This is a genomic window from Castellaniella sp., assembly GCF_041675725.1.
Classification (GTDB): domain Bacteria; phylum Pseudomonadota; class Gammaproteobacteria; order Burkholderiales; family Burkholderiaceae_B; genus Castellaniella.
Genome location: NZ_JBAYTI010000043.1, coordinates 1 through 23,973 on the forward strand (window position 1 = coordinate 1; position 23,973 = coordinate 23,973).

At 66.9% G+C, this 23,973-nt stretch carries 28 protein-coding genes and 1 pseudogene; 3 read left to right on the forward strand and 26 right to left on the reverse strand.

Annotation, left to right across the window (positions count from 1 at the left end; translation table 11 throughout):
• Positions 1 to 45: 45 nt before the first annotated feature.
• The 4 genes from WCZ84_RS09610 to dctP all read right to left on the reverse strand — a co-directional run bounded on the left by WCZ84_RS09610 (position 46) and on the right by dctP (position 4,300).
• Positions 46 to 1,323: a hydroxymethylglutaryl-CoA reductase, degradative gene (locus tag WCZ84_RS09610; RefSeq protein WP_372686053.1), complete on the reverse strand. Its 1,278-nt coding sequence runs from the start codon at positions 1,321 to 1,323 to the stop codon at positions 46 to 48.
• A gap of 31 nt (positions 1,324 to 1,354) precedes the next feature.
• Positions 1,355 to 2,662: a TRAP transporter large permease subunit gene (locus tag WCZ84_RS09615; RefSeq protein WP_372686054.1), complete on the reverse strand. Its 1,308-nt coding sequence runs from the start codon at positions 2,660 to 2,662 to the stop codon at positions 1,355 to 1,357.
• Positions 2,659 to 3,165 carry a TRAP transporter small permease subunit gene (locus tag WCZ84_RS09620; RefSeq protein WP_372686055.1) on the reverse strand — a complete coding sequence of 169 codons (507 nt, stop codon included), beginning with the start codon at positions 3,163 to 3,165 and terminating at the stop codon, positions 2,659 to 2,661. The genes WCZ84_RS09615 and WCZ84_RS09620 overlap by 4 nt, the downstream gene beginning before the upstream one ends.
• A 91-nt stretch (positions 3,166 to 3,256) precedes the next feature.
• Positions 3,257 to 4,300: a TRAP transporter substrate-binding protein DctP gene (gene dctP, locus WCZ84_RS09625; RefSeq protein ID WP_372686056.1), complete on the reverse strand. Its 1,044-nt coding sequence runs from the start codon at positions 4,298 to 4,300 to the stop codon at positions 3,257 to 3,259.
• 178 nt (positions 4,301 to 4,478) lie between these two features.
• On the opposite strand from dctP, the gene WCZ84_RS09630 reads away from it, so the two are divergent.
• Both WCZ84_RS09630 and WCZ84_RS09635 read left to right on the forward strand, forming a co-directional pair.
• Entirely contained in the window at positions 4,479 to 5,858 is a 1,380-nt protein-coding gene (locus tag WCZ84_RS09630) for a PLP-dependent aminotransferase family protein (RefSeq protein ID WP_372686057.1), read from the forward strand.
• Positions 5,859 to 6,001: 143 nt separating this feature from the next.
• On the forward strand, positions 6,002 to 7,681 hold the full coding sequence (locus WCZ84_RS09635) for an AMP-binding protein (RefSeq protein WP_372686058.1): 1,680 nt from the start codon (positions 6,002 to 6,004) through the stop codon (positions 7,679 to 7,681).
• Positions 7,682 to 7,784: 103 nt separating this feature from the next.
• On the opposite strand, the gene ggt is transcribed toward WCZ84_RS09635, so the two are convergent.
• From ggt to WCZ84_RS09735, 20 genes are all read right to left on the reverse strand, one after another.
• Positions 7,785 to 9,605 (reverse strand): gamma-glutamyltransferase, encoded by a 1,821-nt coding sequence (gene ggt / locus WCZ84_RS09640; RefSeq protein WP_372686059.1) that lies wholly within the window; start codon positions 9,603 to 9,605, stop codon positions 7,785 to 7,787.
• A gap of 16 nt (positions 9,606 to 9,621) precedes the next feature.
• Complete coding sequence (locus WCZ84_RS09645; RefSeq protein WP_372686060.1) at positions 9,622 to 10,032, reverse strand: ribonucleotide reductase subunit alpha; 411 nt, start codon at positions 10,030 to 10,032, stop codon at positions 9,622 to 9,624.
• A gap of 11 nt (positions 10,033 to 10,043) precedes the next feature.
• Complete coding sequence (gene rpsQ / locus WCZ84_RS09650) at positions 10,044 to 10,349, reverse strand: 30S ribosomal protein S17 (protein ID WP_372686061.1); 306 nt, start codon at positions 10,347 to 10,349, stop codon at positions 10,044 to 10,046.
• Between the two features lies 1 nt (position 10,350).
• Positions 10,351 to 10,542, reverse strand: coding sequence for a 50S ribosomal protein L29 (rpmC, locus tag WCZ84_RS09655; protein ID WP_372686062.1), 192 nt, complete (start codon positions 10,540 to 10,542; stop codon positions 10,351 to 10,353).
• A gap of 9 nt (positions 10,543 to 10,551) precedes the next feature.
• A complete protein-coding gene (gene rplP / locus WCZ84_RS09660; protein WP_372686063.1) occupies positions 10,552 to 10,968 on the reverse strand; it encodes a 50S ribosomal protein L16 in 417 nt (138 codons plus the stop codon).
• Between the two features lie 2 nt (positions 10,969 to 10,970).
• On the reverse strand, positions 10,971 to 11,747 hold the full coding sequence (gene rpsC, locus WCZ84_RS09665) for a 30S ribosomal protein S3 (RefSeq protein ID WP_372686064.1): 777 nt from the start codon (positions 11,745 to 11,747) through the stop codon (positions 10,971 to 10,973).
• Between the two features lie 9 nt (positions 11,748 to 11,756).
• Positions 11,757 to 12,086: a 50S ribosomal protein L22 gene (gene rplV, locus WCZ84_RS09670; protein ID WP_372686065.1), complete on the reverse strand. Its 330-nt coding sequence runs from the start codon at positions 12,084 to 12,086 to the stop codon at positions 11,757 to 11,759.
• 3 nt (positions 12,087 to 12,089) lie between these two features.
• On the reverse strand, positions 12,090 to 12,365 hold the full coding sequence (rpsS, locus tag WCZ84_RS09675) for a 30S ribosomal protein S19 (protein WP_372686066.1): 276 nt from the start codon (positions 12,363 to 12,365) through the stop codon (positions 12,090 to 12,092).
• 12 nt (positions 12,366 to 12,377) lie between these two features.
• A complete protein-coding gene (gene rplB / locus WCZ84_RS09680; RefSeq protein ID WP_372686067.1) occupies positions 12,378 to 13,205 on the reverse strand; it encodes a 50S ribosomal protein L2 in 828 nt (275 codons plus the stop codon).
• The gene (gene rplW, locus WCZ84_RS09685; RefSeq protein WP_372686068.1) at positions 13,206 to 13,502 is read right to left on the reverse strand and encodes a 50S ribosomal protein L23; all 297 of its coding nucleotides are present in this window, start codon (positions 13,500 to 13,502) and stop codon (positions 13,206 to 13,208) included.
• The gene (gene rplD / locus WCZ84_RS09690) at positions 13,499 to 14,122 is read right to left on the reverse strand and encodes a 50S ribosomal protein L4 (RefSeq protein WP_372686069.1); all 624 of its coding nucleotides are present in this window, start codon (positions 14,120 to 14,122) and stop codon (positions 13,499 to 13,501) included. Before rplD ends, rplW begins: the two co-directional genes overlap by 4 nt.
• 5 nt (positions 14,123 to 14,127) lie before the next feature.
• Positions 14,128 to 14,814 (reverse strand): 50S ribosomal protein L3, encoded by a 687-nt coding sequence (gene rplC, locus WCZ84_RS09695; RefSeq protein ID WP_372686070.1) that lies wholly within the window; start codon positions 14,812 to 14,814, stop codon positions 14,128 to 14,130.
• A gap of 98 nt (positions 14,815 to 14,912) precedes the next feature.
• Positions 14,913 to 16,331 carry an amidase gene (locus tag WCZ84_RS09700; protein ID WP_372686071.1) on the reverse strand — a complete coding sequence of 473 codons (1,419 nt, stop codon included), beginning with the start codon at positions 16,329 to 16,331 and terminating at the stop codon, positions 14,913 to 14,915.
• Positions 16,332 to 16,371: 40 nt separating this feature from the next.
• A complete protein-coding gene (locus WCZ84_RS09705; RefSeq protein ID WP_372686072.1) occupies positions 16,372 to 17,109 on the reverse strand; it encodes an SDR family NAD(P)-dependent oxidoreductase in 738 nt (245 codons plus the stop codon).
• A 27-nt stretch (positions 17,110 to 17,136) separates the two neighbouring features.
• Positions 17,137 to 17,922 (reverse strand): SDR family NAD(P)-dependent oxidoreductase, encoded by a 786-nt coding sequence (locus tag WCZ84_RS09710; protein WP_372686073.1) that lies wholly within the window; start codon positions 17,920 to 17,922, stop codon positions 17,137 to 17,139.
• A complete protein-coding gene (locus WCZ84_RS09715) occupies positions 17,919 to 18,746 on the reverse strand; it encodes a polysaccharide deacetylase (RefSeq protein ID WP_372686074.1) in 828 nt (275 codons plus the stop codon). The genes WCZ84_RS09710 and WCZ84_RS09715 overlap by 4 nt, the downstream gene beginning before the upstream one ends.
• Positions 18,747 to 18,763: 17 nt before the next feature.
• Complete coding sequence (locus WCZ84_RS09720) at positions 18,764 to 19,555, reverse strand: ABC transporter permease (protein WP_372686075.1); 792 nt, start codon at positions 19,553 to 19,555, stop codon at positions 18,764 to 18,766.
• Entirely contained in the window at positions 19,552 to 20,400 is an 849-nt protein-coding gene (locus WCZ84_RS09725) for an ABC transporter permease (protein ID WP_372686076.1), read from the reverse strand. The genes WCZ84_RS09720 and WCZ84_RS09725 overlap by 4 nt, the downstream gene beginning before the upstream one ends.
• On the reverse strand, positions 20,397 to 21,512 hold the full coding sequence (locus tag WCZ84_RS09730) for an ABC transporter ATP-binding protein (protein WP_372686077.1): 1,116 nt from the start codon (positions 21,510 to 21,512) through the stop codon (positions 20,397 to 20,399). The genes WCZ84_RS09725 and WCZ84_RS09730 overlap by 4 nt, the downstream gene beginning before the upstream one ends.
• Positions 21,513 to 21,551: 39 nt before the next feature.
• A complete protein-coding gene (locus tag WCZ84_RS09735) occupies positions 21,552 to 22,577 on the reverse strand; it encodes an ABC transporter substrate-binding protein (RefSeq protein ID WP_372686078.1) in 1,026 nt (341 codons plus the stop codon).
• Positions 22,578 to 22,724: 147 nt separating this feature from the next.
• Between WCZ84_RS09735 and WCZ84_RS09740 the strand changes: the two genes are divergently transcribed.
• Positions 22,725 to 23,351, forward strand: coding sequence for a MarR family winged helix-turn-helix transcriptional regulator (locus WCZ84_RS09740; RefSeq protein ID WP_372686079.1), 627 nt, complete (start codon positions 22,725 to 22,727; stop codon positions 23,349 to 23,351).
• A gap of 126 nt (positions 23,352 to 23,477) precedes the next feature.
• Here WCZ84_RS09740 and rpsJ read toward each other — a convergent pair whose 3' ends face one another.
• Together rpsJ and tuf are read right to left on the reverse strand one after the other, a co-directional pair.
• The gene (gene rpsJ, locus WCZ84_RS09745) at positions 23,478 to 23,789 is read right to left on the reverse strand and encodes a 30S ribosomal protein S10 (RefSeq protein WP_372686080.1); all 312 of its coding nucleotides are present in this window, start codon (positions 23,787 to 23,789) and stop codon (positions 23,478 to 23,480) included.
• 51 nt (positions 23,790 to 23,840) lie between these two features.
• Positions 23,841 to 23,973: pseudogene (gene tuf / locus WCZ84_RS09750) on the reverse strand (elongation factor Tu); the annotation flags it as partial.

Genomic DNA, 23,973 nt, shown 5'->3' on the forward strand with positions numbered 1-23,973 from the left:
ATATGGCGGCGGGCCGCGCGAGCAGCCTGCTGACGCGGCGGGCCGTCAGCCGCCGGCGCGCAAGGCCCGCAGTTCGCGCTCGGCCACGTCGATGCGCACCGTGCCCAGCTCGACCAGGCGGTGCGCGACGCGCGCGATCTCGTCGCCCTGCGCGCCGGCCATGAGCGCGATGTTCTGCGAGTGCAGCGACATATGCCCTTTTTGCACCCCTTCGGTGGCCAGGACCTTGAGGGCCGCAAAATTCTGCGCCAGGCCGACTGCGGCGATGACGCGCGCAAGCTGTTCGGCCGACTCGATGCGCATGATCTTCAGGCAGGCGCCGGCCATAGGGTGCAGGCGGGTGGCCCCGCCGACCAGCCCCACGGCCATGGGGATCTCGATGGAACCCGCGAGGTGGCCTTCGCGCGTGACCTCCCAGTGCGTGAGGCTGCTGTACCAGCCGCGCCGCGCCGCATACGCATGGGCGCCGGCCTCGATGGCGCGGGTGTCGTTGCCGGTGGCCAGGACCACGGCGGTGACCCCATTCATGATGCCTTTGTTGTGCGTCGCCGCGCGGTAAGGATCCATCTGCGCGAACTCGTAGGCCTGGATCATGCCATCGCGCACGTCGGCGCCGCCGATGGCGTCGACGGGCCAGACACAGCGCGCGCGGGCCAGGCGCCGGTCGGCCAGGTTGGAGAGGATGCGCAGGCGGACGCGCCCGCCCGCCCAGGATTCGATGTGCGGCGCGAGGGTTTCGGCCATGGTGTTGACGGCATTCGCGCCCATGGCATCGCGGGTATCGACGATCAGGTGAGTCACGACCATGGTGCCGCTGGCGGCCTCGATGAGGCGCACCTCGAGATCCCGGAAGCCGCCGCCCAGCTTTACCAGGACAGGGTCGCAGGCGTCACACAGGCGGCGGATGTCGTCGATGTGCTCGAGAATGGCCAGCCGGGCGTTGGCCGGGTCGGGCACGCCGACCAGCTGCACCTGGGCGATCATCTGCGTCCCCGACATCGAGGTGATGAAGCCGCCGCTGTCGTAGCATTGGCGCGCCGCATTACAGACGGCCGCGACGACCGAGGACTCTTCGGTGGCCATGGGGACCAGATAGTCCCGGCCGTCGATGAGCAGGTTGGTGGCCACGCCCAGGGGGATGTTCATGGTCCCCACGACGTTTTCGATCAGCTGGTCGGCCAGCGCGGCCGGCAGATTGCCCGTATTCAGGAACAGGGGCTCGAGCTCGCCCGCCGGCAGACCGGCGTACTGCAGCACCCGCTGCACCCGTTCGGACACACTGAGCTTGTGAAAGCCTGAAATACGCGATGAATTGTTCGACACGACAGATACCTTTCATTCAATCAAGAAATAATCACCCCATCATCCTGGGCAGCCAGGTGACCATGCCCGGCAAGGCGGCACAGATCAGCAGCGCCAGCACCTGCAGGCCCATGAACGGCACCACACCGCGATAGACGGTGCCGATGCCGATGCCCTCGGGCAGCGTGGCCCGTATATAGAACAACGAGTAGCCAAAAGGCGGGCTGATGTAGCCCACTTGAATGGAGATGGCGTAGAGCACGCCAAACCAGATCTCGTCGAAACCCAGCAGCTTGACGATGGGCAGAAAGACCGGCACGGTGAGCAGGATGATGCCGATCTCGTCCAGACAGGTCCCGAGGAAGATCAGAATGAGCATCATGACTGCCAGCACCAGGTAGGCGTTGACGTCCAGGTCGCGGATCAGGGCGATCAGCGTGTCGGCGCCGCCCAGGCCGGTGAAGATGGCCACATACGCCTTGGCGCCGATGGTGATCCAGAGAATCATGGCCGTGACCCTGAGCGTCTGCACACCGGCATCGGCCAGGCCCGCCCACGAGAACTTGCGCCGCGCCAGGCTGGCCAGCACAGCCCCCACCACGCCGACGGCAGCGGCTTCGGTGGGCGTGGCTATGCCCAGGAAAATGGAGCCCAGCACCAGCACGATGAGCAGTGCCGGGATGACGACCGCGCGCAGGCTGAGCCACTTGAGGCGCATGGAAACCGGCTGCTGCGCGGCAGGCGGTATCCGCCCGCGCTGGAAATAGGCCACGTACAGGATATACAGGATGTACAGGCCGGCCAGCAGCAGGCCAGGCACGACGCCGGCAATGAGCATCTTGCCGATCGAGACCTGGGCCGTGACGGCATAGACGATGGTGAGCACCGAGGGCGGGATCAGCACCCCCAGCGTGCCTGCGGCGCAGATCGTGCCCGCCACCAGCGAGGCATCGTATTTGCGCCGCAGCATTTCGGGCATGGCCAGCACGCCCATGGAAGTGACCGCCGCCCCCACCACCCCGGTCATGGCCGCCATGACCACGCAGATGATGACCGTGCCGATCGCCAGGCCACCGCGCAGGCGCCCAAACCACAGGCCCATCACGCGGTACAGGTCTTCGATGACGCCCGAACGCTGCAGGATGGCCGCCATCAGGATGTACAGCGGCACGGCCAGCAAGGGCTCGGAACGCATGGTGTCGAAAATCTGCAACACCAGGATGATGACCGAGTCCGGATTCCAGAGAGTGACCGTCAGGAACAGGGACAAGCCGCCCAGCACGAAGGCGATCGGCAGCCCGGTGAGCATGAGCGCGGTCAGGCCCCCGAACATGAGCGCGAGAATCATGTTGGCGCTCATGCGGGCTCCGGGTCGCCGGCATGCAGCCGGATGAGTTCGGCCAGGCTCTGCAGGCCCAGCAGCAGGAAGGCCAGCGGCACGGCCACCTTATACGGCCACAGAGGGGGATTCCAGGCCGAAAACGTGGTTTCCCGGTATTCGATGGCCTGCACGACCAGCGGCGTAGCGAAATACAGCATCACCACGCAGAAGAAGAGAATGATCAGCTGGTTGAACGTATCCACCCAGCGGCCGGTGCGCGGCCGCATGCGGGCACGCACCAGATCCATGTTGACGTGCCCGCCCACGTGCAGCAGGTAGGGTCCGCCCAGCAGGAAATACGGCCCGAAGAGCAGCACCGCGAATTCCATGCCCCAGACCGTGGGGGCATGGAAAACGTAGCGGCTGATGACCTCGGCCATCATGGAGGGCACGATCAGCAGCATCAGCGCGGCCGCCAGCCAGAACAGCCAGCGGTTCAGCGTGGTGATGCCGTGGACGTAGAGATACAGGAGGCGCATCATGGCCTGCCCCCCGGCCCAGGACGCCTGGCCAGGCCCCGGCTGGCGCCACCGCCGGACGCGGCGCCAGCGATCGGGTCGGGATGGGGCCGCATCAGTTCAGCAGGCCGAGTTTCTCCATGAAGGCCACCTGGCTGTCGAGCATTTCGGTGGCCAGTGGCTCGCCCTTGGTGGCGTCGCGCCAGATGCTGACCACCTGCTTGCGCGCCTGGGCGACGTCGGCCGGATCCAGCGCGCTGACCTCGACGCCCTGCTCTTTGAAGGCGTCGATGGCCTTGCCGTCGGACACCATGATGTGCTGGCGCAAGGCCGTGGAGACCTCGCGGGCCGCGGCTGCGAGCGCGGCTTTGTAGGACGGCGGCAGCGCATCGTACGCTTTTTGATTGGCGACGTAGCTGGTGGCGGTGGTGGGCTGGTGCGGGCCGGGCATGACGATGTACTTGGCCACCTCGCCCAGGCCGGCCTCGAGATTGGCAGTGAGGTCGCCCCGGTCGGCGATGTCGATCACCCCTTTGTCGAGCGCGGAATACACGTCGGCCGTGGCCAGGGGCGCGACGGCGACGCCCAGGCCCCCCATGACGGACGAGGCCAGGCCCACGAAGCGGCCTTTCTTGTCTTTGAAATCGGCCACGCTGTGGATGGGCACCTTGGAGTGGATGGGTTCGGGGCCATAGACGGTGGGTGCGATATAGAACAGCCCGGCGGGCGCATAGGCCTTGCGCGCCATGTCCAGGCCGCCCAGCTCGTAGAACCAGGCTTCGTACTGGTCGGGTTCGGTGAAGCCGAAAGGCACGGTGCTGGTGAAGGCCAGTGCGGGGATCTTGCCGGCCTCGTAGCCGTCGAAGGTTTTCATGAGCTCGAAGGCCCCGCCGCGCACGGCATCGAAGGCCTGGCTGGGCGGCACCAGCTGGCCGGCCGAGAACAGCTCGATCTCGAACTGCCCATCGGTGAGTTCCGCGACGCGCTTGACGAAGAGCTCTTCGAACTTCTGCGGCGTGGTGCCGCCATCCCAGAGTGCCTGCATGCGCCACTTGACCTTGTCCTGTGCGCGGGCGGACGTCGCGAGCCCCAGCCCCACGCCCGCCACGGAGGCGGCCCCCAGGGTCTTGAGCAGGGCGCGTCGGTTGATTGTCTGCATTGTCTTCTCCTGTTGAGTGCTGTTGTTCATCGCCCGGCACCAGGCAGGCGCGTCATGCACGCGGCGCTGCGAGTCGCGTGGCCCGGGCTTGTAGGATCATATTAGGAGTCAGACCGGTACAATAAAAGGTACAGTTGTGATTAATTCGTGATTCTGTACCCTTCTTTGACCCATGACAGTGGCTGGCCCACCCCCCACCCGCATCGAAGCCGTGATCCAGAACGTGCGAGCCGAGATCACGGCCGGCCTCTGGGCGCCTGGCAGCAAGATCCTGTCGATCCGCGCCGCCGCCCAGGCCTTCCAGGTGTCGAAGAACACCGTGGCCGAGGCGTACGACCGCATGGTGGCCATGGGTCAGCTCGAGGCGCGGCTGGGTTCGGGCTATTACGTACCCCGCCGCAACCGCCGGGATCCCCTGCCCAAGGCCTTGTCGGTGGCACAGGCAGTCGATGCCGCCACATTGCTGCGCGAGCAGCTGATCCGGCAGTACGAGGTGCGCGTGGGCGAGGGGCGCCCGCCTCACGACTGGGTGGGCAGCCCGGTATTCAAGCCGCTGCCGCATATGCACAACCCACCACCGGGTGGCGAAGTGCACGCTTATGGCAACCCCTGGGGCTTTGCGCGGCTGCGCCACTACCTGGCGCAGAGCCTGGGCGACCGGCAGATCGCGGCCGCTCCCGAACAGATCCTGACGACGCTCGGGGCCAACCACGCGCTGGACTTGATCGCACGCCAGCTGCTCGAACCGGGCGACACGGTGCTGGTGGACAGCCCCGGATACTACCCCCTGTTCGCCAAACTGCACCTGGGCGGCCTCCAGATCATCGGCGTACGGCGCCTGGCCAACGGCCCCGACATCGACGATCTGAACCTCAAGGCGATGCGCCACAAGCCGAAGATTTTTTTCACGCAGTCGCAGGCCCACAACCCAACCGGCAGCGCGCTCAGCCTGCCGATCGGCCACCGCATCCTGGTCGCGGCGGCACAGCACAATTTCCTGATCGTCGAAGATGACCCGTTCGCCGACATCCTGTCGCCGGATGCGCCCCGGCTGGCCAGCCTGGATCAGCTCGAACGGGTGATCTACGTGGGCACATTCTCCAAGACCTTGTCGGCCGGCCTACGGGTCGGCTATCTGGCGGCCCATCCACGGCTGGCCCAGGCCCTGTGCGACCTGAAGATGCTCACGATCGCGTGCTCGGGCGACTACGCCGAGCGCATGCTGTACGATTTCATTGCCTCGGGCCAGTACCTCAAACACCTGCGCCGGCTGCGCACGCGCGTCGCGCAGACCACCCGCCAGGCCATGGACATCGTCCGCCAGCTGGGGCTGGAGGTCTTCTGCGAACCCACGGGCTGTTTCTATCTGTGGGCTTTCCTGCCGGCTGGCGACACCGAAGAACGCCTGGTGCAGGACGCTTCCGAGCGCAATATCTTCATCGCCCCCGGCTATCTGTTCACACCCGAACACTGCAGTCCGCGCCCCGCCACCCGCCTGAACATCGCCTACGTGGGGCACCCCAAGTTCAGCCAGTTCATGCGCGGACGCGGTGCCTGACGGTGCCCGACCCAGCGCCGTCCACTGCCCAGACACCCCTGGCCGCCCCGGAGCGGCCAGGGGTGCGGCGGGACCCGCGCGGTGGTGTAAGCTTTCAGAATGCAGCCGCGGCGCCGCTGCGGCACGTCGTTCAGGATATTTCCATGGAGCGCATCTGGCTGTCTCATTATCCACCCGGGGTTCCGGCCGACATCATGGACCAGGTACAGGCCTGCCCCTCGCTGGCGGCGCTGTTCGAAGAAGGCTGCGCCCGGCACGCCGGGCGCATTGCCTATCACAGCCTGGGGGCCACCCTCGACTACGCGGGGCTGCACCGGCAGGCGCATGCCTTTGCCGCCTGGCTGCAACGGCAGGGGGTGGGGCGCGGCGACCGGGTGCTGCTGATGATGCCCAACCTGATGCAGTATCCAGTGTGCCTGTTCGGTACCTGGCTGGCGGGCGCGGTGGTGGTCAACACCAATCCCCTCTACACCGTGGGCGAGCTGCAGCACCAGCTCAATGACTCGGGCGCGACGACCGTGGTGGTGGCAGAGCATTTCGCGCACGTGCTGCAACAGGCCTTGCCCGGCTCCGCCGTGCAGCGCGTGGTGGTCACGGCGGTGGGCGACCTGCTGGGGTTCTGGCGCGGACACCTGGCCAACGGGCTGGTGCGCTACGTGCGCAAGCAAATCAAGACCTGGCGCATCCCCGGCAGCTTCCGCCTGAACCGCGTGCTGGCGCAGGGGCGGCGCCTGTCCTTCACCCCCCCGGCCTTGGGGCCCGACGACCTGGCGGCCCTGCAATATACAGGCGGTACGACGGGGGTGGCCAAGGGCGCCATGCTCACGCACGGCAACCTGGTGGCCAACGTCCATCAGGCCCACGCCTGGGTACGGCCATTCTGTCGCGGCGAAAACGAGCTCATCGTCACGGCGCTGCCGCTCTATCACGTGTTCGCGCTCACGGCCAACTGCCTGGTGTTCTTCAAGCTCGGAGCCAGCAATCTGCTGGTGGTGGATGCGCGCGACACCAACACCCTGGTGCACGAGATGCGGCGCCTGCGCTTCACCGCGCTCACGGGGGTGAATACGCTGTTCAACGCACTGCTGGCACGGCCAGACTTCGCGCAGCTGGATTTCTCGGCCCTGACGCTCGCCCTGGGCGGCGGCATGGCCGTGCAGGAAGAGGTCGCGCGGCGCTGGCTCGCCGTCACGGGGGTGCCGATCGCACAAGCGTACGGGCTGACGGAAACCTCGCCGGCCGTCACCATCAGCCCGCTGGACTCCGTGGAATTCAACGGCTCGATCGGCCTGCCTGTGCCGTCCACCGACGTGGCGATCCGCGAGAACAACCAGAGCCTGCCAATCGGCGAGGTCGGCGAAATCTGCGTCAAAGGGCCCCAGGTGATGGCGGGCTACTGGCAGCGGCCCGACGAAACCGCGCACACGTTCGATGCGGACGGCTGGCTGATGACCGGCGACATCGGGCGCATGGACGAGCGCGGCTACGTATTCCTGCTGGATCGCAAGAAAGACATGATCCTGGTGTCGGGCTTCAACGTCTATCCAAACGAGGTCGAGTCCGTCGTGATGGGGCTGCCCGGGGTACACGAAGTGGTCGCCGTGGGGGTGCCGCACGGGGTGGCCGGCGAAGCAGTCAAGCTGTTCGTGATCCGCAGCGATCCGTCGCTGACGGAGGCACAGGTGATTGCATACTGTCGCGAGCACCTGACGGGCTACAAAGTCCCCCGATACGTCGAATTTCGCGACGACCTGCCACGCAGCGCGGTGGGCAAGATTCTGCGCAAGGACCTGCGCGATGAGGCGCGTGGGCAAGATGGCTAAGCACTACCCAAACCTTAACGCGAAGAAAGCCTTATTCGACGATCAGGCACTGAGTATCGCGCTGAAGCAACTGACACCAAAAAATATAGTTGCGGCCTGACGCTCAATACCCCAGCGTCAAGCCATCGGGATTGCGCGGGTCGGATGCCCCGTACCATTGGCCATCGTGGCGTTGGATGGTCTGCGTCTTGCCCATGGTGGGGCGCACCACCACCGAGTGGCCCCGGGCGCGCAGCAGGGCCAGCGTATCGGGGCTGAAGCCTTTTTCCACCCGCAGCTCGTCGGGCTGGCCCTGGTGGTGGAAACGGGGCTGGGCGGCGGCTTCGGCGGGATTCAGGCCGAAGTCGATGGCATCGACCAGCGCCTGCAACACGGTGGTAATGATGCGCGCGCCCCCCGGCGTTCCGGTTACCAGCCAGACCTGATCGTGCTCGTCCAACACGATGGTGGGCGTCATGGATGACAGCGGACGCTTGCCCCCAGCCACCGCATTGGCCTGCGAGCCGACCAGGCCGTAGACGTTGGGCACGCCGGGCTGCAGGGCGAAGTCATCCATTTCATTGTTCAGCAGGATGCCCGTGCCGGGGATGACCTGGCCGTTGCCAAAACCGGTGTTCAGGGTGTAGGTGAGCGCGACCGCGTTGCCCTGGGCATCGACCACCGAGAAATGGGTGGTTTGCTCGCTTTCGTGGGGCCAGGGATCGCCTGCCTGCCAGTCGGCCAGCGGACGCGCATGCCCGGGATCGATGAGGGCCGCCCGCTCGCGGGCATACGCGCGCGAGACCAGCCCGGCTACGGGCACCTGGACGAAGTCTGGATCTCCCAGGTAGCGGGCCCGGTCGGCATAGGCCAGTTTCATGGCTTCAGCCATGACGTGGATGGTGCGCGCGCTGCCCACGCCCCATTGGTCCAGTGGCAGCGGTTCGAGCATGTGCAACAGCTGCAGCAGATGAACCCCGCCCGAGCTGGGCGGTGGCATGGTGACGACGCGCTTGCCGCGGTAATGGCCTTCCAGCGGGGCGCGCAGGCGCGCGCGATACGCGGCCAGGTCGTGGGCATCGATCAAGCCGCCCGTGCGCTGCATTTCGGCCACCAGACGTTCGGCGATAGGGCCTTCATAGAATGCGGCCGCCCCTTGCTGGGCGAGCCAGCGCAGGGACTGCGCCAGATCGGCCTGAACCAGGCGCTCGCCGGCGCGCAGGGGCTGGCCGGCGCGCCAGAAGATGGCGCGGGTGGCCGGCCACGGGCCCATGGTGTCGCGGTTGCGCTGCAGCGCGTCGGCCAGGGTGGGGCTGACCACCATCCCCTGTTCGGCCCACTGAATCGCCGGCTCGATGAGCCGGGCCCAGGGCAGGCTGCCCCATTGCCGGTGCGCCAGCGCCAGGCCGGCCACCGTACCGGGTACGCCCGCCGCCAGCGGGCCGTGCAGCGAGCGCCCCGGGATGACCTGGCCCTGCGCATCGACGTACGTCGCGGGGCCGGCCGCCAAGGGCGCCGTTTCACGAAAATCGACCGCATGATTCTGGCCGCCCGCCGCGTCGTGCACCACCATGAACCCGCCACCACCCAGGTTGCCGGCCCAGGGCTGCACCACGGCGAGCGCAAACGCAGTAGCGACGGCCGCATCGACGGCATTGCCGCCCGCCTGCAGGATTTGCAGGCCCACCTGGGTCGCCGGCGCGCTCTCGCTGGCCACCATGGCATGGCTGGCCACCACCGGATGGAAAATATCATAGCCGTCGTCGTAGGCGGCCGCCGCGGCCCGGGTGACCGCCGTGGCGGTGACTGCCACGGCCTGGGTCTGCGCTTCGGCGGCGGTCACCGCCAAGGCCGGGCCGGCCTGCGCGGCAATGGCTGGCGGCCACGCGCAGGCGCCCGACAACAGCAGCGCCAGAAGGGCGCTGCGGGCAATCGGGTTCAACATGACAGTGTCGGAGGGATCAGGCCGCGCCAAACTGCAACGGCTCACCGCTGCGATCGAAGGCCAGCAGCGAGCCGATGGTGCCGTACTTGATCATTTGCGTCATGCGCTGGAAGGCGAGGTCGACGTCTTTGTTGTCGGGCAGGAAGGCCGACTGGTCGGCCATGGCGGCCACGAACACGACGTGCCAGCCCTTGCCGGTGAGGGTGGATTCTTGCACCAGCGCGCTGAAGCTGGTGAGCTGATCCGGGGTTTTGTCGACGCACAGGATCGGGGTGAGTTCACCGCCTTCGCCCCGGGCGTATTGTTCTTTTTGGGCGGGTGTGGCGTCGTCGGGCACGCTGCTGTCCGCGAACACGAACAGCAGGCGCTGGGGCTGGTCCTGCAGGCGGGCCGCCTGCAGGAGGTCATCGAAGCTGGCGATGTCCATACCCGATCCGATCAGATGACGCGCACGGCCTCGACCAGGCGCACCACCGTCCAGGACTTGTGGCGCGACAGGGGCCGGCCTTCGGCGATCTCGACCGTATCGCCCTCGTTGTACTGGTTGTGTTCGTCGTGGGCCTGATAACGGGCCGACCGGTTGACGAATTTGCCCAGCACGGGATGTTTGACACGGGTCTGGACGCTGACCACCACGGTCTTGTCCATCTTGTTGCTGACGACCTTGCCGGTCAGGGTGCGCTGGCGCTTGGGTGCGGCTTCGGTGCTCGCGGCTTCGATGCTTGCGGTTTCGATTTCGCTCATTTCACTTACCTGCGTTTTCGGTCATGATGGTGCGCACGCGGGCAATGTCGCGGCGCACCTTGCCCAGCTGGCTGGTGTTGCTCAGCTGCTGGGTGGCCCGCTGCATGCGCAGGTTGAATTGAGCCTTCAAGAGGCTTTCGAGCTCGGCCTGCAGCTCGGTGCTGTCCTTGGTGCGAAGTTCACTGGCTTTCATGGTGATTCCTTACGCCCCGACGCGGCGCGACACGAAGGTCGTGCCGATGGGCAGTTTGGCAGCGGCCAGACGGAACGCTTCGCGGGCGAGTTCTTCGCTCACGCCTTCCATTTCGTACAGGACCTTGCCCGGTTGAATTTCGGCGACCCAGAATTCGGGATTGCCCTTGCCCTTGCCCATGCGGACCTCGGCGGGTTTCTGCGAAATGGGCTTGTCGGGGAAGATGCGGATCCAGATGCGACCACCGCGCTTGATGTGGCGGTTGATGGCCCGACGGGCGGCCTCGATCTGGCGCGCCGTCAGGCGCCCGCGACCGGTGGCCTTGAGGCCGAACTCGCCAAAGGACACGTTGGTGCCTCGGGTGGCCAGACCGGTGTTGCGGCCTTTTTGCTCTTTGCGATATTTCCTGCGAGCGGGTGACAACATGATTATTCTCCTTCGGCCTGGGCGGCGGCGGCTTCCCGGCGGCTGCCACGGCTACGGCTGCCGGGGCGGCCCGGACGGTCGCCACGCGGTGCGCGGCGGCCACGGCGCTCTTCGTCGCGCGGGGCGGCGGTTTCGGGCGGAAAGTCTCCGTTGGGCAGCATATCGCCCTTGTAGACCCACACCTTGATGCCGATGATGCCATAGGTGGTGCGCGCTTCGGCCGTGCCGTAGTCGATGTGCGCGCGCAGGGTGTGCAGCGGCACACGGCCTTCGCGATACCATTCGGTACGGGCGATTTCGATGCCGTTCAGGCGGCCCGAGCTCATGATCTTGATGCCCTGGGCACCCAGGCGCATGGCGTTCTGCATGGCGCGCTTCATGGCGCGGCGGAACATGATGCGCTTTTCGAGCTGTTGGGCGATCGAGTCGGCCACCAGCTGGGCGTCGGTTTCGGGCTTGCGGATTTCCTCGATGTTGACGTGCACGGGCACGCCCATGAGGCGCTGCAGGTCGGCCTTGAGATGCTCGATGTCCTCGCCGCGGCGACCGATCACCACCCCCGGGCGCGCCGAGTAAATAGTGATGCGGGCGTTCTTGGCCGGGCGCTCGATGACCACACGGCCCACCGAGGCCGAGCCCAGTTTTTTCTTGAGGTATTCGCGAACGCGGATGTCTTCGGCCAGCATCGGGCCGTAGTTCTTGTCGTTCGCGTACCAGCGTGATGTCCAATTGCGGTTGACCGCCAGGCGGAAACCGGTCGGGTGGATTTTCTGTCCCATAGTGACTCCTTAGGCCCCGACCTTGACCACGATGTGGCAGGTCTGTTTTTCGATGCGGTTGCCACGGCCCTTGGCACGTGCCGAGAACCGCTTCATGGACTGCGCCTTGTCGACGTGGATGGTCGTGACCTTGAGCTCGTCGATGTCTGCACCATCATTGTGCTCGGCATTGGCAATGGCCGATTCGAGCGCCTTCTTGATGATGCCGGCCGCCTTCTTGGGGCTGAACGTCAGGATGTTGAGTGCGTGCGCCACGGATTTCCCGCGGATCAGGTCCGCCACGAGGCGGGCCTTCTGGGCGGAAATATGGACGCCGCGTATGATGGCGGTTGTTTCCATGGCTTACCTCCTGGATTTCTTGTCTGCCGCGTGCCCCTTGAAGGTGCGCGTGTGGGCAAACTCGCCGAGTTTGTGGCCGACCATGTTCTCGCTGACGTACACGGGCACGTGCTGGCGCCCGTTGTGCACGGCGATGGTCAACCCGATGAACTCGGGCAAAATGGTTGAACGGCGCGACCAGGTCTTGATCGGCTTCTTTTCTTTGCCCCCGACGGCCGCATCGACCTTTTTGATCAGATGCGCATCGACAAACGGGCCTTTCTTGATCGAACGTGACATAGTATGCGCCCCTTATTTGCGCTTGCGGCGCGAGACAATCATATTGCTCGTGCGCTTGTTTCGACGCGTGCGGTACCCCTTGGTGGGCGTACCCCACGGGCTGACCGGCTCGCGGCCTTCGCCGGTGCGGCCTTCGCCGCCGCCATGCGGGTGATCGACCGGGTTCATGGCCACACCGCGCACGGTGGGACGCACGCCGCGCCAGCGCATGGCGCCGGCCTTGCCGATCTGGCGCAGGCTGTGGTCGCCGTTGCCGACCTCGCCAATGGTGGCCCGGCAGTCGATGTGCACGCGGCGGACTTCACCGGAACGCAGGCGGACCTGGGCATAGACGCCTTCGCGTGCCAGCAGCACGGCGGCGGCGCCCGCCGAACGGGCCATCTGGGCGCCCTTGCCCGGCTGCATCTCGATGCAGTGGATGGTGGCACCCACGGGAATCGCGCGGATGGGCAAGGTGTTGCCGCTGCGGATCGGGGCCTCGAGCCCAGAGACCACGGTGGCGCCGACTTCGAGGCCGCGCGGTGCAATGATGTACCGGCGCTCGCCATCGGCGTAGCACAGCAAGGCGATGTGCGCCGTGCGGTTGGGGTCGTACTCGATGCGTTCGACACGCGCCGGAATGCCGTCTTTGTTGCGACGGAAATCGACGATGCGGTAGTGCTGCTTGCGCCCGCCCCCGCGATGGCGCACGGTGATGCGGCCATGGTGGTTGCGGCCCGAGCCGCGCGGCTGGCTTTCGAGCAGCGGCGCGTGGGCGGGGCCCTTGTGAAGCTCGGGGTGCACGACCTTGATCATGCCGCGGCGCCCGGCCGATGTGGGTTTGACTTTGACGAGCGGCATTTAATGGATCTCCGAGAAGTCGATTTCGTGGCCGGCCTTGAGGCAGACATAGGCCTTGCGCTCATTGCGGCGACGGCCCATGAAGCGGCCAAAGCGTTTTTGCTTGCCTTGGCGGTTGGCCACCTGGACGGACTGGACTTCGACCTTGAAGAGCAGCTCGACGGCTGCCTTGATTTCGGGCTTGGTGGCATCGGCCACGACCCGGAAGGTGACCTGGTTGTTCTTTTCGGCGACCAGGGTGGACTTTTCAGTGACCACCGGCGCCAATATGACTTGCATCAGACGTTCGGCATTCATCCCAGCAACTCCTCGAGTTGGGCGACCGCAGGCCGGGTAATGAGCACTTTCTTGAAGTGGATCAGCGACAGCGGGTCGGCTTGGTGCGTTTCGATCACCGCCACATGAGGCAGGTTGCGCGTGGCCAGGTAGACGTTTTCATCGAGCTCGTCGGTGATGATGAGCACGGACTCGGACACGCCGAGGTCTTTCAGGCGGCTGGCAGCGAGCTTGGTCTTGGGGGCATCGAGCGCAAAGCTTTCGAGCACGGCGATACGGTCTTCGCGCACCAGCTGCGAAAAGATGGCGCGCAGGCCCGCGCGGTACATCTTCTTGTTGACTTTCTGGCTGAAGTTTTCTTCAGGGCTTGCCGGAAACGCCCGGCCGCCCCCCCGCCACAAGGGCGAGGACGTCATCCCGGCGCGGGCTCGGCCCGTGCCTTTCTGGCGCCAGGGTTTGCGGGTGGAATGCTTGACGGTGCCGCGGCTTTTCTGGGCGCGGTCGCCCTGGCGGGCATTGGCCTGGTAGGCGACCACGACCTGGTGAACCAGGGCCTCGTTGAAATCGCGCCCGAAAATGGCGTCGGCGACCGGCACGGTGGCCGTGGCCTGGCCGTTTTCGTTCAAGAGCTTGAGTTCCATGATCTTCAGGCCCCCTTGGCAGCAGCTTTGACGGCGGGACGCACGACGATGCCGCCGTTCTTGTGGCCGGGCACCGCGCCCTTGACCAGCAAGAGGCCGCGTTCGGCGTCAACCCGCACGACGTCGAGATTTTGTACGGTGCAGGTTTCGGCACCCATGTGACCGGCCATTTTCTTGCCCTTGAAGACGCGCCCAGGATCCTGCGCCTGGCCGATCGAGCCCGGCACCCGGTGCGAGAGCGAGTTGCCATGCGAATTGCGCTGGCCGCCGAAATTGTGGCGCTTGATGGTGCCGGCAAAGCCCTTGCCCAGGCTGGTACCGGTGACATCGACCTGCTGGCCGGCCTCGAAGACCGCGTCGACCGCGATGACGGCGCCCGCCGTGAATTCGGCGATGCGCGCCGGATCGAGGCGGAATTCTTTGAGTTGGCTGCCGGCTTCGATGCCGGCCTTGGCGTAATGGCCGGCCTGGGCCTGATTGACGCGCGAGGCGCGACGGCTGCCATGGGCCAGCTGCACGGCGGCATAACCGTCTGTTTCGGGCGTCTTGACCTGGGCGACGCGGTTGTTGGAGACGTCGAGCACGGTGACCGGAATGGATACGCCATCCTCGGTAAAGACGCGCGTCATGCCAAGCTTGCGCCCCACGAGCCCAAGGCGGTACGCCGCGGGCGCAGGTGTCGATTGCGACATTGTTTTCTCCTGGGGGTGTTTCCCCTCAGATACGGATCCCGACTACGATTGGCCGGGGCTGTTAGGTTCGCCAAGCGTGAACCCACTTGACGAAAGCCCTACATGTTACTACGCAATTCGTCTTCAAGCAAGCTGGCCAGGTCGAGCAGGCGCTCATCCGAATACCACGGGCCCGCCAGCTGCAGGCCGATGGGCAAGCCGCCGGCGGTCTGGCCGCAAGGCATGGAAAGCGCCGGGTGGCCACTGAGATTCATGGCGTAGGTATAGGGGTACCAGGCGCCCCGTATCGTGCCCGCCGGCTTGCCCGCGATCTCGATGGGGCCGTTGGGATCCACGGCGATGGGCAGCGGCGGCGCCGATACCGTGGGCGAGAGCAGCACGTCATGGTGTGCGAACACGTCTTGCAGCAATTCGAAGCAGCGCGTGCGGGCGGCCTGCGCACGGTGCAGGTCGATCGCGCTGTGCTGCCGGCCGCGCTCGACCAGCGCCACCAGGGCGGGATCCAGGCGCGCCCGGTAGGCCTCGAGATGGGGCAGCACGCGCGCGGCGGTCAGGCTCTCGAGCAAGATGAGGAAATAGCGCTCGAACGCGACGAAATCCAGCGATACGGTCTGGACGACGGCGCCTGCGTCCTGCAGGCGTACGGCCACGGCGTCGGTGGCGGCGCGGACCTGCGGATCGACCGGATTGCCGGCCGACGGCAGGTAGGCCACGCGCAGGCCGCGCACCGCGTCCAGGCCCCGGCCCGTGTCCAGGCCGGCGAGCGCGGTGTGTTCACGATGCAGCAGGCCGGCCTGACCCCAGGGGTCCTGCCGGTCGAAGCCCTGGAGCACCGAATGGAACAGGCGCAGGTCGGCGATGTCGCGCGCCATGGGGCCCACGTACGAATGGGCCGCAAAGCGGTCGGCCGGTTGCAGATAGGCCACGGTGCCCAGCGTGCCCTTGAGGCCGCTGATGCCGCAGCAGGCCGCCGGGATGCGGATCGAGCCGCCGCCGTCGGTGCCCAACGCAAGCGCCCCCAGACCGGCTGCGACGGCGACCGCCGCGCCGCCGCTGGATGCGCCGCAGGTGACGCTGGGATCATGGGGGTTCAAGGTACGGCCGAACAGGGGCGCGTCGGTGCTTTGCTTGGCGCCGAATTCCGGCGTGGTGGTCTTGCCGATGAGAATGCCGCCCGCCGCCTTGGTGCGCGCCACCGCCACGGCGTCTTTCTTGGGCACGAAGTCTTCGTAGATGGCCGAGCCCATGGTCGTGCGCACGCCGGCCGTGAGGATCAGGTCCTTGGCCGACCAGGGCACGCCATGCAGCGGACCCAGGGGTTCGCCGCGCAGCACCGCCTGCTCGGCCTGGCGTGCGGCCGCCAGCGCGGCTTGCGCGGTCACCGTGATGAAGGCATTCAAATGGCGCATCGCGTCGATGCGGTCCAGGGCGGCCTGCACCACTTCGACAGGCGAGACCTGGCGCTCGCGGATCAGGGCGGCCAGCGCGCGCGCCGGCAGGTTCAAGTCATCGGTCATGGGTTTCTCGCTCGCATCGGAATCAGGGGACGGGCTGTGGTCAGAGCATCCAGCGCCCGCCATCGACCATCAGGGTCTGGCCGGTGATGTACCGGGCGCCCGGGCTGGCCAGGAACAGCACCACGGCGGCCACGTCGTCAGGCGTGCCCACGTAGCCCGCCGGCGTGCCATCGATGATGCGCTGCAGGATCTCGGGCTTGAGGTGTCGATGGGCCGTGGTCGCGATGGCGCCGGGACACACGGCATTGACGGTGATCCCGTGGGGCGCGAGCTCGCGCGCCAGGGACCGGGTCAGGCCGACCACCCCCATCTTGGCCGCGGCATAGTCGGCCAGGCCCACATCGCCGGCAAACGCGGCGTTGCTGCTCATGTTGATGATGCGGCCGCTGCCGCGCCGCCGCATGCGGGGCGCCACGATGCGGCTGGCGCGCAGCGCCGTGAACAGCGAAACCTCGAGCACGAAACGCCAGGTGGCCTCTTCGGACTCGACGAACGGGCAGGCGCGTTCGCGGGCGCTCTGGCCCACGTTGTTGAACAGCACGTCGACCTCGCCGCAGTCGGCATGCACCCCCTCGAAGAACTGGTCCAGCTGCGGCCCGGTGCAGTCGCCCGCCACGACCCGGTGGCCGGCGGCCTGCAGGTCGGCCAGGTCGGCCACGTCGCGATCCATCAGGGCCAGCCGGGCGCCACAGGCGGCAAACTGGCGCGCGGTGGCTGCGCCGATTCCGTGGCCGGCACCGGTGATGACGACCAGTTGATCCGTGAAACGATCCGACATCGTGCATGCCCCCCGACAGACCATGAATCAGTGAAAACTGCGCCCGCCATCGACGGCCAGCGTGGTACCGGTCACGTAGGCCGCCAGCGGGCTGCACAGGTAGAGCACCGCCCAGGCGACCTCCTCGGGTGCCGCGATCCGCTCGAGCGCATACCGCGCCCGGATCTGGGCGCGGGCTTGCGCCGGGTCGGCGACCCCCGCATAGGACGTATGCAGCAGGGGGGTGTCGACGGCGCCCGGGGCCACCGTGAGCACGCGGATGCCCTCGGGGCCGAGCTCCTGGGCCAGACACTTGCCCAGCATGACCAGGCCGGCCTTGCTCACGCAGTAGGCGCTGCGCTCGGGCAGGGGCGACAGGCCCGCGGCCGAGGACAGGAACACCATGCTGCGGTCGCCGCGCGTTGCGCGCAGGATGGGCAGGCAGGCCCGGCTCAGGCGCATGGCGGCCGTCAGGTTGATGGTCAGCACGCGCTCCCAGTCGGCGTCGGCCAGGGTGTGCAGCGGACCGCGCAGATCGATGCCCGCGGTGACGATGAGCGCGTGCAGGCGCCCGTCCAGATGCGTGGCGGCCTGCTGCACCATGCGCTCGATCTGGGCCGGATCACCCACGTCGCAGTGCACCGTGCGCTGCAGGCCCGGCTCGGCGGCGCAGGCCCGCAGGGCCGCTTCATCCACATCGGCCACGCAGACCACGGCCCCCTGGCGCGCTGCCTCGCGCGCAAGCGCCAGGCCGATGCCGCCCGCCCCGCCGACGACCAGGTAGTGGCGCCCGTGATGGGGCCGGACGGGATCGACCGGCGCGCTGGCCGTCATGGCCGCCCCGCCTGCTGCTTGAGCAGCACGCGCATGTCGTCGGTGATCTCGTCGCAGCGCCCGATCCAGACGCCCTCGTGGCGCCGGGCATGTTCGAGCAGGCCGCGCAGCACCTCGAGGCGCGACGGCTGGCCGATGATCTGCGGGTGCATGCCCAGCATCATCATGGCCTGTTCGCGGTACAGCACGTCGAACTCGCGCGTCCAGGCATCGAGCACGGCGCTGGGCGACTGCATGGTGCGCCCGGGCAGCACGATGGAATACTGGAAAAACGGCGCATCGTCCAGCACCCAGCGAAAAGGCAGCTCGACGATATCCGTGACCTGGCCGTCGATCTCGAGCAGATAAGGCGTGTCGGCATCGAAGAAATTGGACGAATAATCGAATCCGTATTCCCGGATCAGCTGCAAGGTGATGTCGCTGAACTCGGCTGCCGGGGAGCGCCAGCCGCGCGGGCGCACGCCCGTGATGCGGGTGAGCGCCTCCATGCCTTTTTCGAACTCCGCGCGCTCTTCTTCGTGGCTGAGATTCACGATCCAGCGGTGGCTGTAGCTGTGGTGGGCTACCTCGTGGCCCGCCTCGACCAGGCCGCGGATCTGCGCGGGATGCTGCTCGGCCATCTGGCCGGGCACGAAGAACGTGCAGCGCACATCGAACTCGTCGAGCAGGCGCAGGATGCGCGGCAAACCCGTCTTCCAGCCGTAGGCCCCCTGCGACATGAGGATGGGCCGGCGGGCGTACTCAGGATCGCGTGCCAGCCACATCGTCTCGAAATCGAGGTCGAACGTGAGCAGCAGGGGAAAACCGCGTCGGGTGACGGACATGGGCATACCTTTTTGGTTCAGAGATTCTTGTGGAAACCGGCCCAGCGCTCGGCCACCAGGAGAATCAGCCCCGTGGCCAGGATGAGCAAGGCGGACACGGCGGCGATGCGCGGATCCACGCCTTGTTCGACACTGGTGAAAATCTTGACCGGCAAGGTGTTCTGGCTGGCGGAGAGCAGGAACACCGTTACCGGTACGTTGTCGAATGACGTGATGAAGGCGAACAGGCCGGCGGCCGTCAGACCGGGCCGTATGATGGGCAGGGTGACCAGCCAGAACCCGGCCAGCCGGTTGGCCCCCAGCACCGCGGCGGCGTCTTCCAGGCTGTCGTCGCAGGAGGCCAGGCTGGAGAGCGCCGCCCGCACCACGTACGGGACGGTGATGACCACGTGCGCCAGCCACAGGCTGACCGTATGGCCGCGCAGGCCGGTGACCACGTAATACTGCAGCAGGGCCACGCCCAGCACCACCGAAGGCAGGATGAGCGGGGCCATGAAGAAACTGGCCAGGGCCCGCGCGCCGGGCACCAGCTTGCGGTGCAGCGCCCAGGCGGCGGCCACCCCCAGCACCAGCGACGCGGCGGTCGCGGCGCTGGCCAGCCACAGGCTGGTCCATGCCGCGCGCAGGTAGTCGTCGTCTTGCAGTACGGCGACGAACCACTTGAGCGTCAGCCCCTTGGGCAGGATGGTGAGGTAGGCCGTTTCGCTGAAGGCGGCCAGGATCACGACTGCCACCGGCAGCATCAGGAACAGGATCACCCCCCCGGCCGCCAGGCCCACCGGCCAGGGGCAGCGGCGCGTCTCGCTCACGACAGCCCCCCCCAGCGCCCCAGGACGCGGTTGGACAGGGCCACCACCGCCAGCGCGATGATCGTGAGCACGAAGGCCAGGGCGGCCCCCGACGGCCAATTCAGGGTCAGCAGGAATTCGTCGTAGATCAGGGTGGCCACGACCTTGTAGGTGGCCCCGCCCAGCATACGCGGCGTGACCAGGGCACTGATGGAGAGGACGAACACCAGGATGGAGCCCGCCAGGATGCCCGGCGCCGTCATGGGCAGGGTGACCGACCAGAAGATGCGCGCCCGCCCGGCCGCCAGCGTGGCGGCCGCATCATGCACGTCCTGGGGCACGGACTGGATGGCCGGCACGAGCATCAACACCATGAAGGGCAGGTAGATGTGGGTCATGCCCACCAGCAGGCCGCTCAGGTTGAACATCATGCGCACCGGGGCTTCGATCAGGCCCCAGTCCATCAGCAGGTTGTTGATCAGGCCGTGGTCGGCCAGCAGGGCGATCCAGCCAAAGGCGCGCACCACCAGGTTGAGCAACATGGGAAAAATCACCAGCAGCGTCAAGGCCAGGCGCAGGCGCGGCCCGACCCGGGTCATGCACCAGGCCAGGGGATAGCCGAGCAGCAGGCAGAGGGCCGTCACCCCCAGGCCCAGCACCAGGGTGCGGCCGATGATTTCGCGATAGTAGCCATCGGTGGCGATCTGGGTATAGTTCTCGAGCGTCCAGGCGCCCGAGGTGCCCATGCCGGGGATGTATTCCTGGAAGCTGAGCGGCACCATGAACAGCACCGGCGCCACGAAAATGAGCAGCAACACCACGCCCAGCGGCGACATCAGGCCCCAGGCGGCCAGGCGCGTGCTCATGGGCGCGCCTGCATGGGCACGGCCGCCGGCGCCCTGCCCGATGCGTCGGCGTGCACATAGACGCGCTCGGGCCGAAACCCCACGTGAACCCCATCGCCTGGCTGCAGTTGGGCCTGGTCGGCACTGGCGGCGACTTCGGCGATGAGTTCGGGGCCGCCGTCCAGCTGCAGCGCATACTGGACGCGCGAGCCCACGAATGAGCGCAGCAGGATGCGCGCCCGATGGGTGTGTTCGCCGGCCTGCGACAGCAGCAAGACGTCTTCCTGGCGCACCACCACGGCCACGGATTCGCCGGGCGCCACGCCCGCGGCGGCGTGGTGGCTCACGAGCCGGGCACCCTGCGCCAGGCGCAGGTGGCACTGCGCCCCGTCGCGCGCCTCGAGGCGGGCGTCCAGCCGGTTCGAGCGGCCAATGAAGCGCGCGACGAACGCGGTGGCTGGACGGTCGTAGATGATTTCCGGGCGGTCGTATTGCTGCACGACCCCTTCGGCCAGGACACACACGCGATCGGACAGGCTCATGGCCTCGGTTTGGTCGTGCGTGACGAACAGGGTGGTGATGCCCAGTTCGCGCTGCAGGCGCTTGAGCTCGAACTGCATTTCATCGCGCAGGGCCGCATCGAGATTGGACAAGGGTTCGTCGAACAGCAGAAGCTGCGGCTGCGGCGCGATGGAGCGCGCCAGGGCCACGCGCTGCTGCTGGCCGCCCGAAAGCTGGCGCGGGTAGCGCCGGGCATGATCGGGCAGACGCACGCTGGCCAGCGCCTGCTGCACGCGCTGCTGGAGTTCGGCGCCGCGCACCCCCTGGCGCCGCAGGCCAAAAGCGACGTTGTCGAACACCGTCATGTGCGGAAACAGCGCGTACGACTGGAAGACCAGGCCGATCTGGCGCTGGTGCGTGGGCACGCGGGTGATGTCGCGCCCGTCGACCAGGATGCGGCCGGACGTGGGGGCGATGAGGCCGGCCACCATGCGCAGCACGGTGGTCTTGCCGCAGCCCGAGGGGCCCAGCAGCGAGACGAATTCGCCATCCGCGACCGTCAGGGAAATATTGGCGGCCGCCACGTGGCCGCCGTATTCCTTGCGCAGGTTTTCCAGGGTGAGTTCAGGCATGGACGGGCTCGACGGGCAACGGACGGGCCGGCATGAGGCTTAGCGGGCCACTTCGCGCTGCCAGCGCTTCATCCAGCTGGGCAGGTGGCGGGCCACCTCGGTGGGATCGGGCAGCCAGAGCCGCTCGAAGTTCTCGCCCACCGGGACGATGGCGGCCGCCTTGTCGGAGAGCTTGACCTGGGTATTGACCGGGCCGGCGTATTTCTTTTCGGCAAAGCAGGCCTGGCCTTCGCGCGAGAGGAGTTCGTCGATGTATTTCAGGGCCAGTTCGGGATGTTTCGCGCCCTTGGGGATGACCACGACCGGCAGGATGCCCACTGCGCCTTCCTTGGGATAGACCACGGCCAGCGGCAGCCCGGCGTCGATGGCCGAACCGGCGCGATCCGGATACCACACGGCCAGGTCGATCTCTTTGCGCTCGAACATGGGGATGATCTGATCGGCCTGCGTGTACAGTTGGGCCGACGCCTTGGCCAGCGGCTTGATCGCCTCGAAGCCCGGATCCATGTTGTCCAGCGTGCCGCCTTCCAGCCGGTTGAGCGCCAGCAGAAACTGCATGCCCGAGGTGCCGCTAATGTCGCCGATGGCCAGTTTTTTCTGGTATTCGGGCTTGAGCAGATCGGCCCAGGCCTGCGGCGGGTTCTGCATGCGGGTGGTGTCGTAGACGATGACGGTGGCGCCGGTCATGAAGGCCACGTACTGGTTGTCTTTATCCAGCGCCATGGGAGCCACGTCGGCCGCGTTGGCGAGCTGATCGACCGCAATGGTCTCGAGCAGGCCTTCGTTCTTGAGCTGGGTGGCCAGCGAGTTGTCCATGTAGAGCACGTCGAAATCGGACTGGCCGCGGGTGGCGCGTACGCCGGCGGCGAATTGCGCCGAATTGCCCAATTTGGTGAGCACCTTGGCGCCCGTTTTCTGTTCGAACGGCTCGATGTGACAGGTCTTGGAATCATCGGCAAAAGAGCCGCCGAACAGGCCGACGACCAGCTCTTCGGCGTGGACGGGCGCCAGGGCCGACAGGCCGAACAAGGCGGTGCAGAGCAGGGCAAGGCTGGATTTCTTCATGGGGGCCTCCGCGGGCAGAAAAAGCAGCAAATAGTGGGCAATTTATCTTTTTGAAAAGATAAAATCCACTAGGGTTTACGCTGAGTGTCCTGGGCAGCGCCCGTGCCCCATACTCAAAAAAGACGGTTTCATTTTTTGTTGTCGCCCATGCCCACATCCACCCAGCCCCAGCCCTCATCCGATCCGCACCCCGCCCACCCGGCCCCGCTGCGCCTGCAGGCGGCGCCCCCCGCCGCGGATGACGACCTGATCGATCGCGGCATCGCCGAATGGCGCCACGCCCGCCCAGACATCGACAGCTCGGGCAAGCGCATCGTCGGGCGCCTGATCCGCCTCGAAGAGATCGTGCTCAAGCCCATCAACCACGCGCTGCGCAGCCACGGGCTGACGTATTTCGAATACGCGGTGCTGGCCACCCTGCGCGTGGCCCCCGAACCCGCCGGGCTGGCGCCACGGTACCTGCTGTCGCGATTGCTGTGCAGCTCGGGCGGGCTGTCCAACCTGCTCAAGCGCCTTGAAAAACGCGGGCTCGTGCAGCGCGCGGCCGACCCGGCCGACGGCCGGGGGGTACGGGTGAGGCTGACGGCTGCCGGCCGCGCGCTGGCCGACCGGGCCATGCCCGACCATGCCCGGGTCGAACAACAGCTGGTGGCCATGCTCAGCGCAGAAGAACGCGACACGCTGGCGCAGCTGCTCAACCGCGTGCTGGTGGGCAATGCCCCCCACCTGCGCCTGGCGGCCCTGGAAGGGCGCAAGTCCGGCCCGGCTCCCTGAGCCCTCGCGCGCTGGCGGTCGGCGCACTGCCGGTCGGCCGCGCGCCCACGGCGCACCACGCAAAAACGCCATGCGCGAAGCATGGCGTTCAGGCGGCCGGTGCGCATGCCGATGCGCGCAGAACGGCTATTGCAGGGCGATTTCGACGTCGACGCCCGCCGGCAGGTCGAGGCGCATGAGCGCATCGACTGTCTTGTCGGTGGGGTCCACGATGTCCATCAGGCGCTGGTGGGTGCGCATCTCGAACTGGTCGCGCGACGTCTTGTTGACGTGCGGCGAACGCAGAACGTCGTAGCGGCGGATGCGCGTGGGCAGGGGCACAGGCCCGCGCACGACGGCGCCGGTCCGCTTGGCGGTATCGACGATTTCGGCGGCCGACTGGTCGATCAGCTTGTAGTCGTAGGCCTTGAGGCGAATACGGATTTTCTGGCTTTTCATGGGAATCCCTAAAGAACGAAGCCGGCGGGGCGTACCCCGCCGCAACATCAATTACTTGATGATCTTGGCGACGACGCCGGCACCGACGGTGCGCCCGCCTTCGCGGATGGCAAAGCGCAGGCCTTCTTCCATCGCGATGGGCGCAATCAGGCTCACGTTGATCGAGATGTTGTCACCGGGCAGC

What these genes read in the sequence shown, in the direction of transcription:
- WCZ84_RS09725 (WP_372686076.1), bottom strand. Translation starts at nt 20,400, where the DNA reads ATGAGCACGCGCCTGGCCGCCTGGGGCCTGATGTCGCCGCTGGGCGTG.
- rplW (WP_372686068.1), bottom strand. Translation starts at nt 13,502, where the DNA reads ATGAATGCCGAACGTCTGATGCAAGTCATATTGGCGCCGGTGGTCACT.
- rplP (WP_372686063.1), bottom strand. Translation starts at nt 10,968, where the DNA reads ATGTTGTCACCCGCTCGCAGGAAATATCGCAAAGAGCAAAAAGGCCGC.
- rplD (WP_372686069.1), bottom strand. Translation starts at nt 14,122, where the DNA reads ATGGAACTCAAGCTCTTGAACGAAAACGGCCAGGCCACGGCCACCGTG.
- WCZ84_RS09615 (WP_372686054.1), bottom strand. Translation starts at nt 2,662, where the DNA reads ATGAGCGCCAACATGATTCTCGCGCTCATGTTCGGGGGCCTGACCGCG.
- ggt (WP_372686059.1), bottom strand. Translation starts at nt 9,605, where the DNA reads ATGTTGAACCCGATTGCCCGCAGCGCCCTTCTGGCGCTGCTGTTGTCG.
- rpsS (WP_372686066.1), bottom strand. Translation starts at nt 12,365, where the DNA reads ATGTCACGTTCGATCAAGAAAGGCCCGTTTGTCGATGCGCATCTGATC.
- WCZ84_RS09710 (WP_372686073.1), bottom strand. Translation starts at nt 17,922, where the DNA reads ATGACGGCCAGCGCGCCGGTCGATCCCGTCCGGCCCCATCACGGGCGC.
- rplC (WP_372686070.1), bottom strand. Translation starts at nt 14,814, where the DNA reads ATGTCGCAATCGACACCTGCGCCCGCGGCGTACCGCCTTGGGCTCGTG.
- WCZ84_RS09620 (WP_372686055.1), bottom strand. Translation starts at nt 3,165, where the DNA reads ATGATGCGCCTCCTGTATCTCTACGTCCACGGCATCACCACGCTGAAC.
- WCZ84_RS09740 (WP_372686079.1), top strand. Translation starts at nt 22,725, where the DNA reads ATGCCCACATCCACCCAGCCCCAGCCCTCATCCGATCCGCACCCCGCC.
- dctP (WP_372686056.1), bottom strand. Translation starts at nt 4,300, where the DNA reads ATGCAGACAATCAACCGACGCGCCCTGCTCAAGACCCTGGGGGCCGCC.
- rplV (WP_372686065.1), bottom strand. Translation starts at nt 12,086, where the DNA reads ATGGAAACAACCGCCATCATACGCGGCGTCCATATTTCCGCCCAGAAG.
- WCZ84_RS09735 (WP_372686078.1), bottom strand. Translation starts at nt 22,577, where the DNA reads ATGAAGAAATCCAGCCTTGCCCTGCTCTGCACCGCCTTGTTCGGCCTG.
- WCZ84_RS09705 (WP_372686072.1), bottom strand. Translation starts at nt 17,109, where the DNA reads ATGTCGGATCGTTTCACGGATCAACTGGTCGTCATCACCGGTGCCGGC.
- WCZ84_RS09635 (WP_372686058.1), top strand. Translation starts at nt 6,002, where the DNA reads ATGGAGCGCATCTGGCTGTCTCATTATCCACCCGGGGTTCCGGCCGAC.
- rpsJ (WP_372686080.1), bottom strand. Translation starts at nt 23,789, where the DNA reads ATGAAAAGCCAGAAAATCCGTATTCGCCTCAAGGCCTACGACTACAAG.
- WCZ84_RS09715 (WP_372686074.1), bottom strand. Translation starts at nt 18,746, where the DNA reads ATGTCCGTCACCCGACGCGGTTTTCCCCTGCTGCTCACGTTCGACCTC.
- rpsC (WP_372686064.1), bottom strand. Translation starts at nt 11,747, where the DNA reads ATGGGACAGAAAATCCACCCGACCGGTTTCCGCCTGGCGGTCAACCGC.
- rpmC (WP_372686062.1), bottom strand. Translation starts at nt 10,542, where the DNA reads ATGAAAGCCAGTGAACTTCGCACCAAGGACAGCACCGAGCTGCAGGCC.
- WCZ84_RS09645 (WP_372686060.1), bottom strand. Translation starts at nt 10,032, where the DNA reads ATGGACATCGCCAGCTTCGATGACCTCCTGCAGGCGGCCCGCCTGCAG.
- WCZ84_RS09700 (WP_372686071.1), bottom strand. Translation starts at nt 16,331, where the DNA reads ATGACCGATGACTTGAACCTGCCGGCGCGCGCGCTGGCCGCCCTGATC.
- rpsQ (WP_372686061.1), bottom strand. Translation starts at nt 10,349, where the DNA reads ATGAGCGAAATCGAAACCGCAAGCATCGAAGCCGCGAGCACCGAAGCC.
- WCZ84_RS09730 (WP_372686077.1), bottom strand. Translation starts at nt 21,512, where the DNA reads ATGCCTGAACTCACCCTGGAAAACCTGCGCAAGGAATACGGCGGCCAC.
- rplB (WP_372686067.1), bottom strand. Translation starts at nt 13,205, where the DNA reads ATGCCGCTCGTCAAAGTCAAACCCACATCGGCCGGGCGCCGCGGCATG.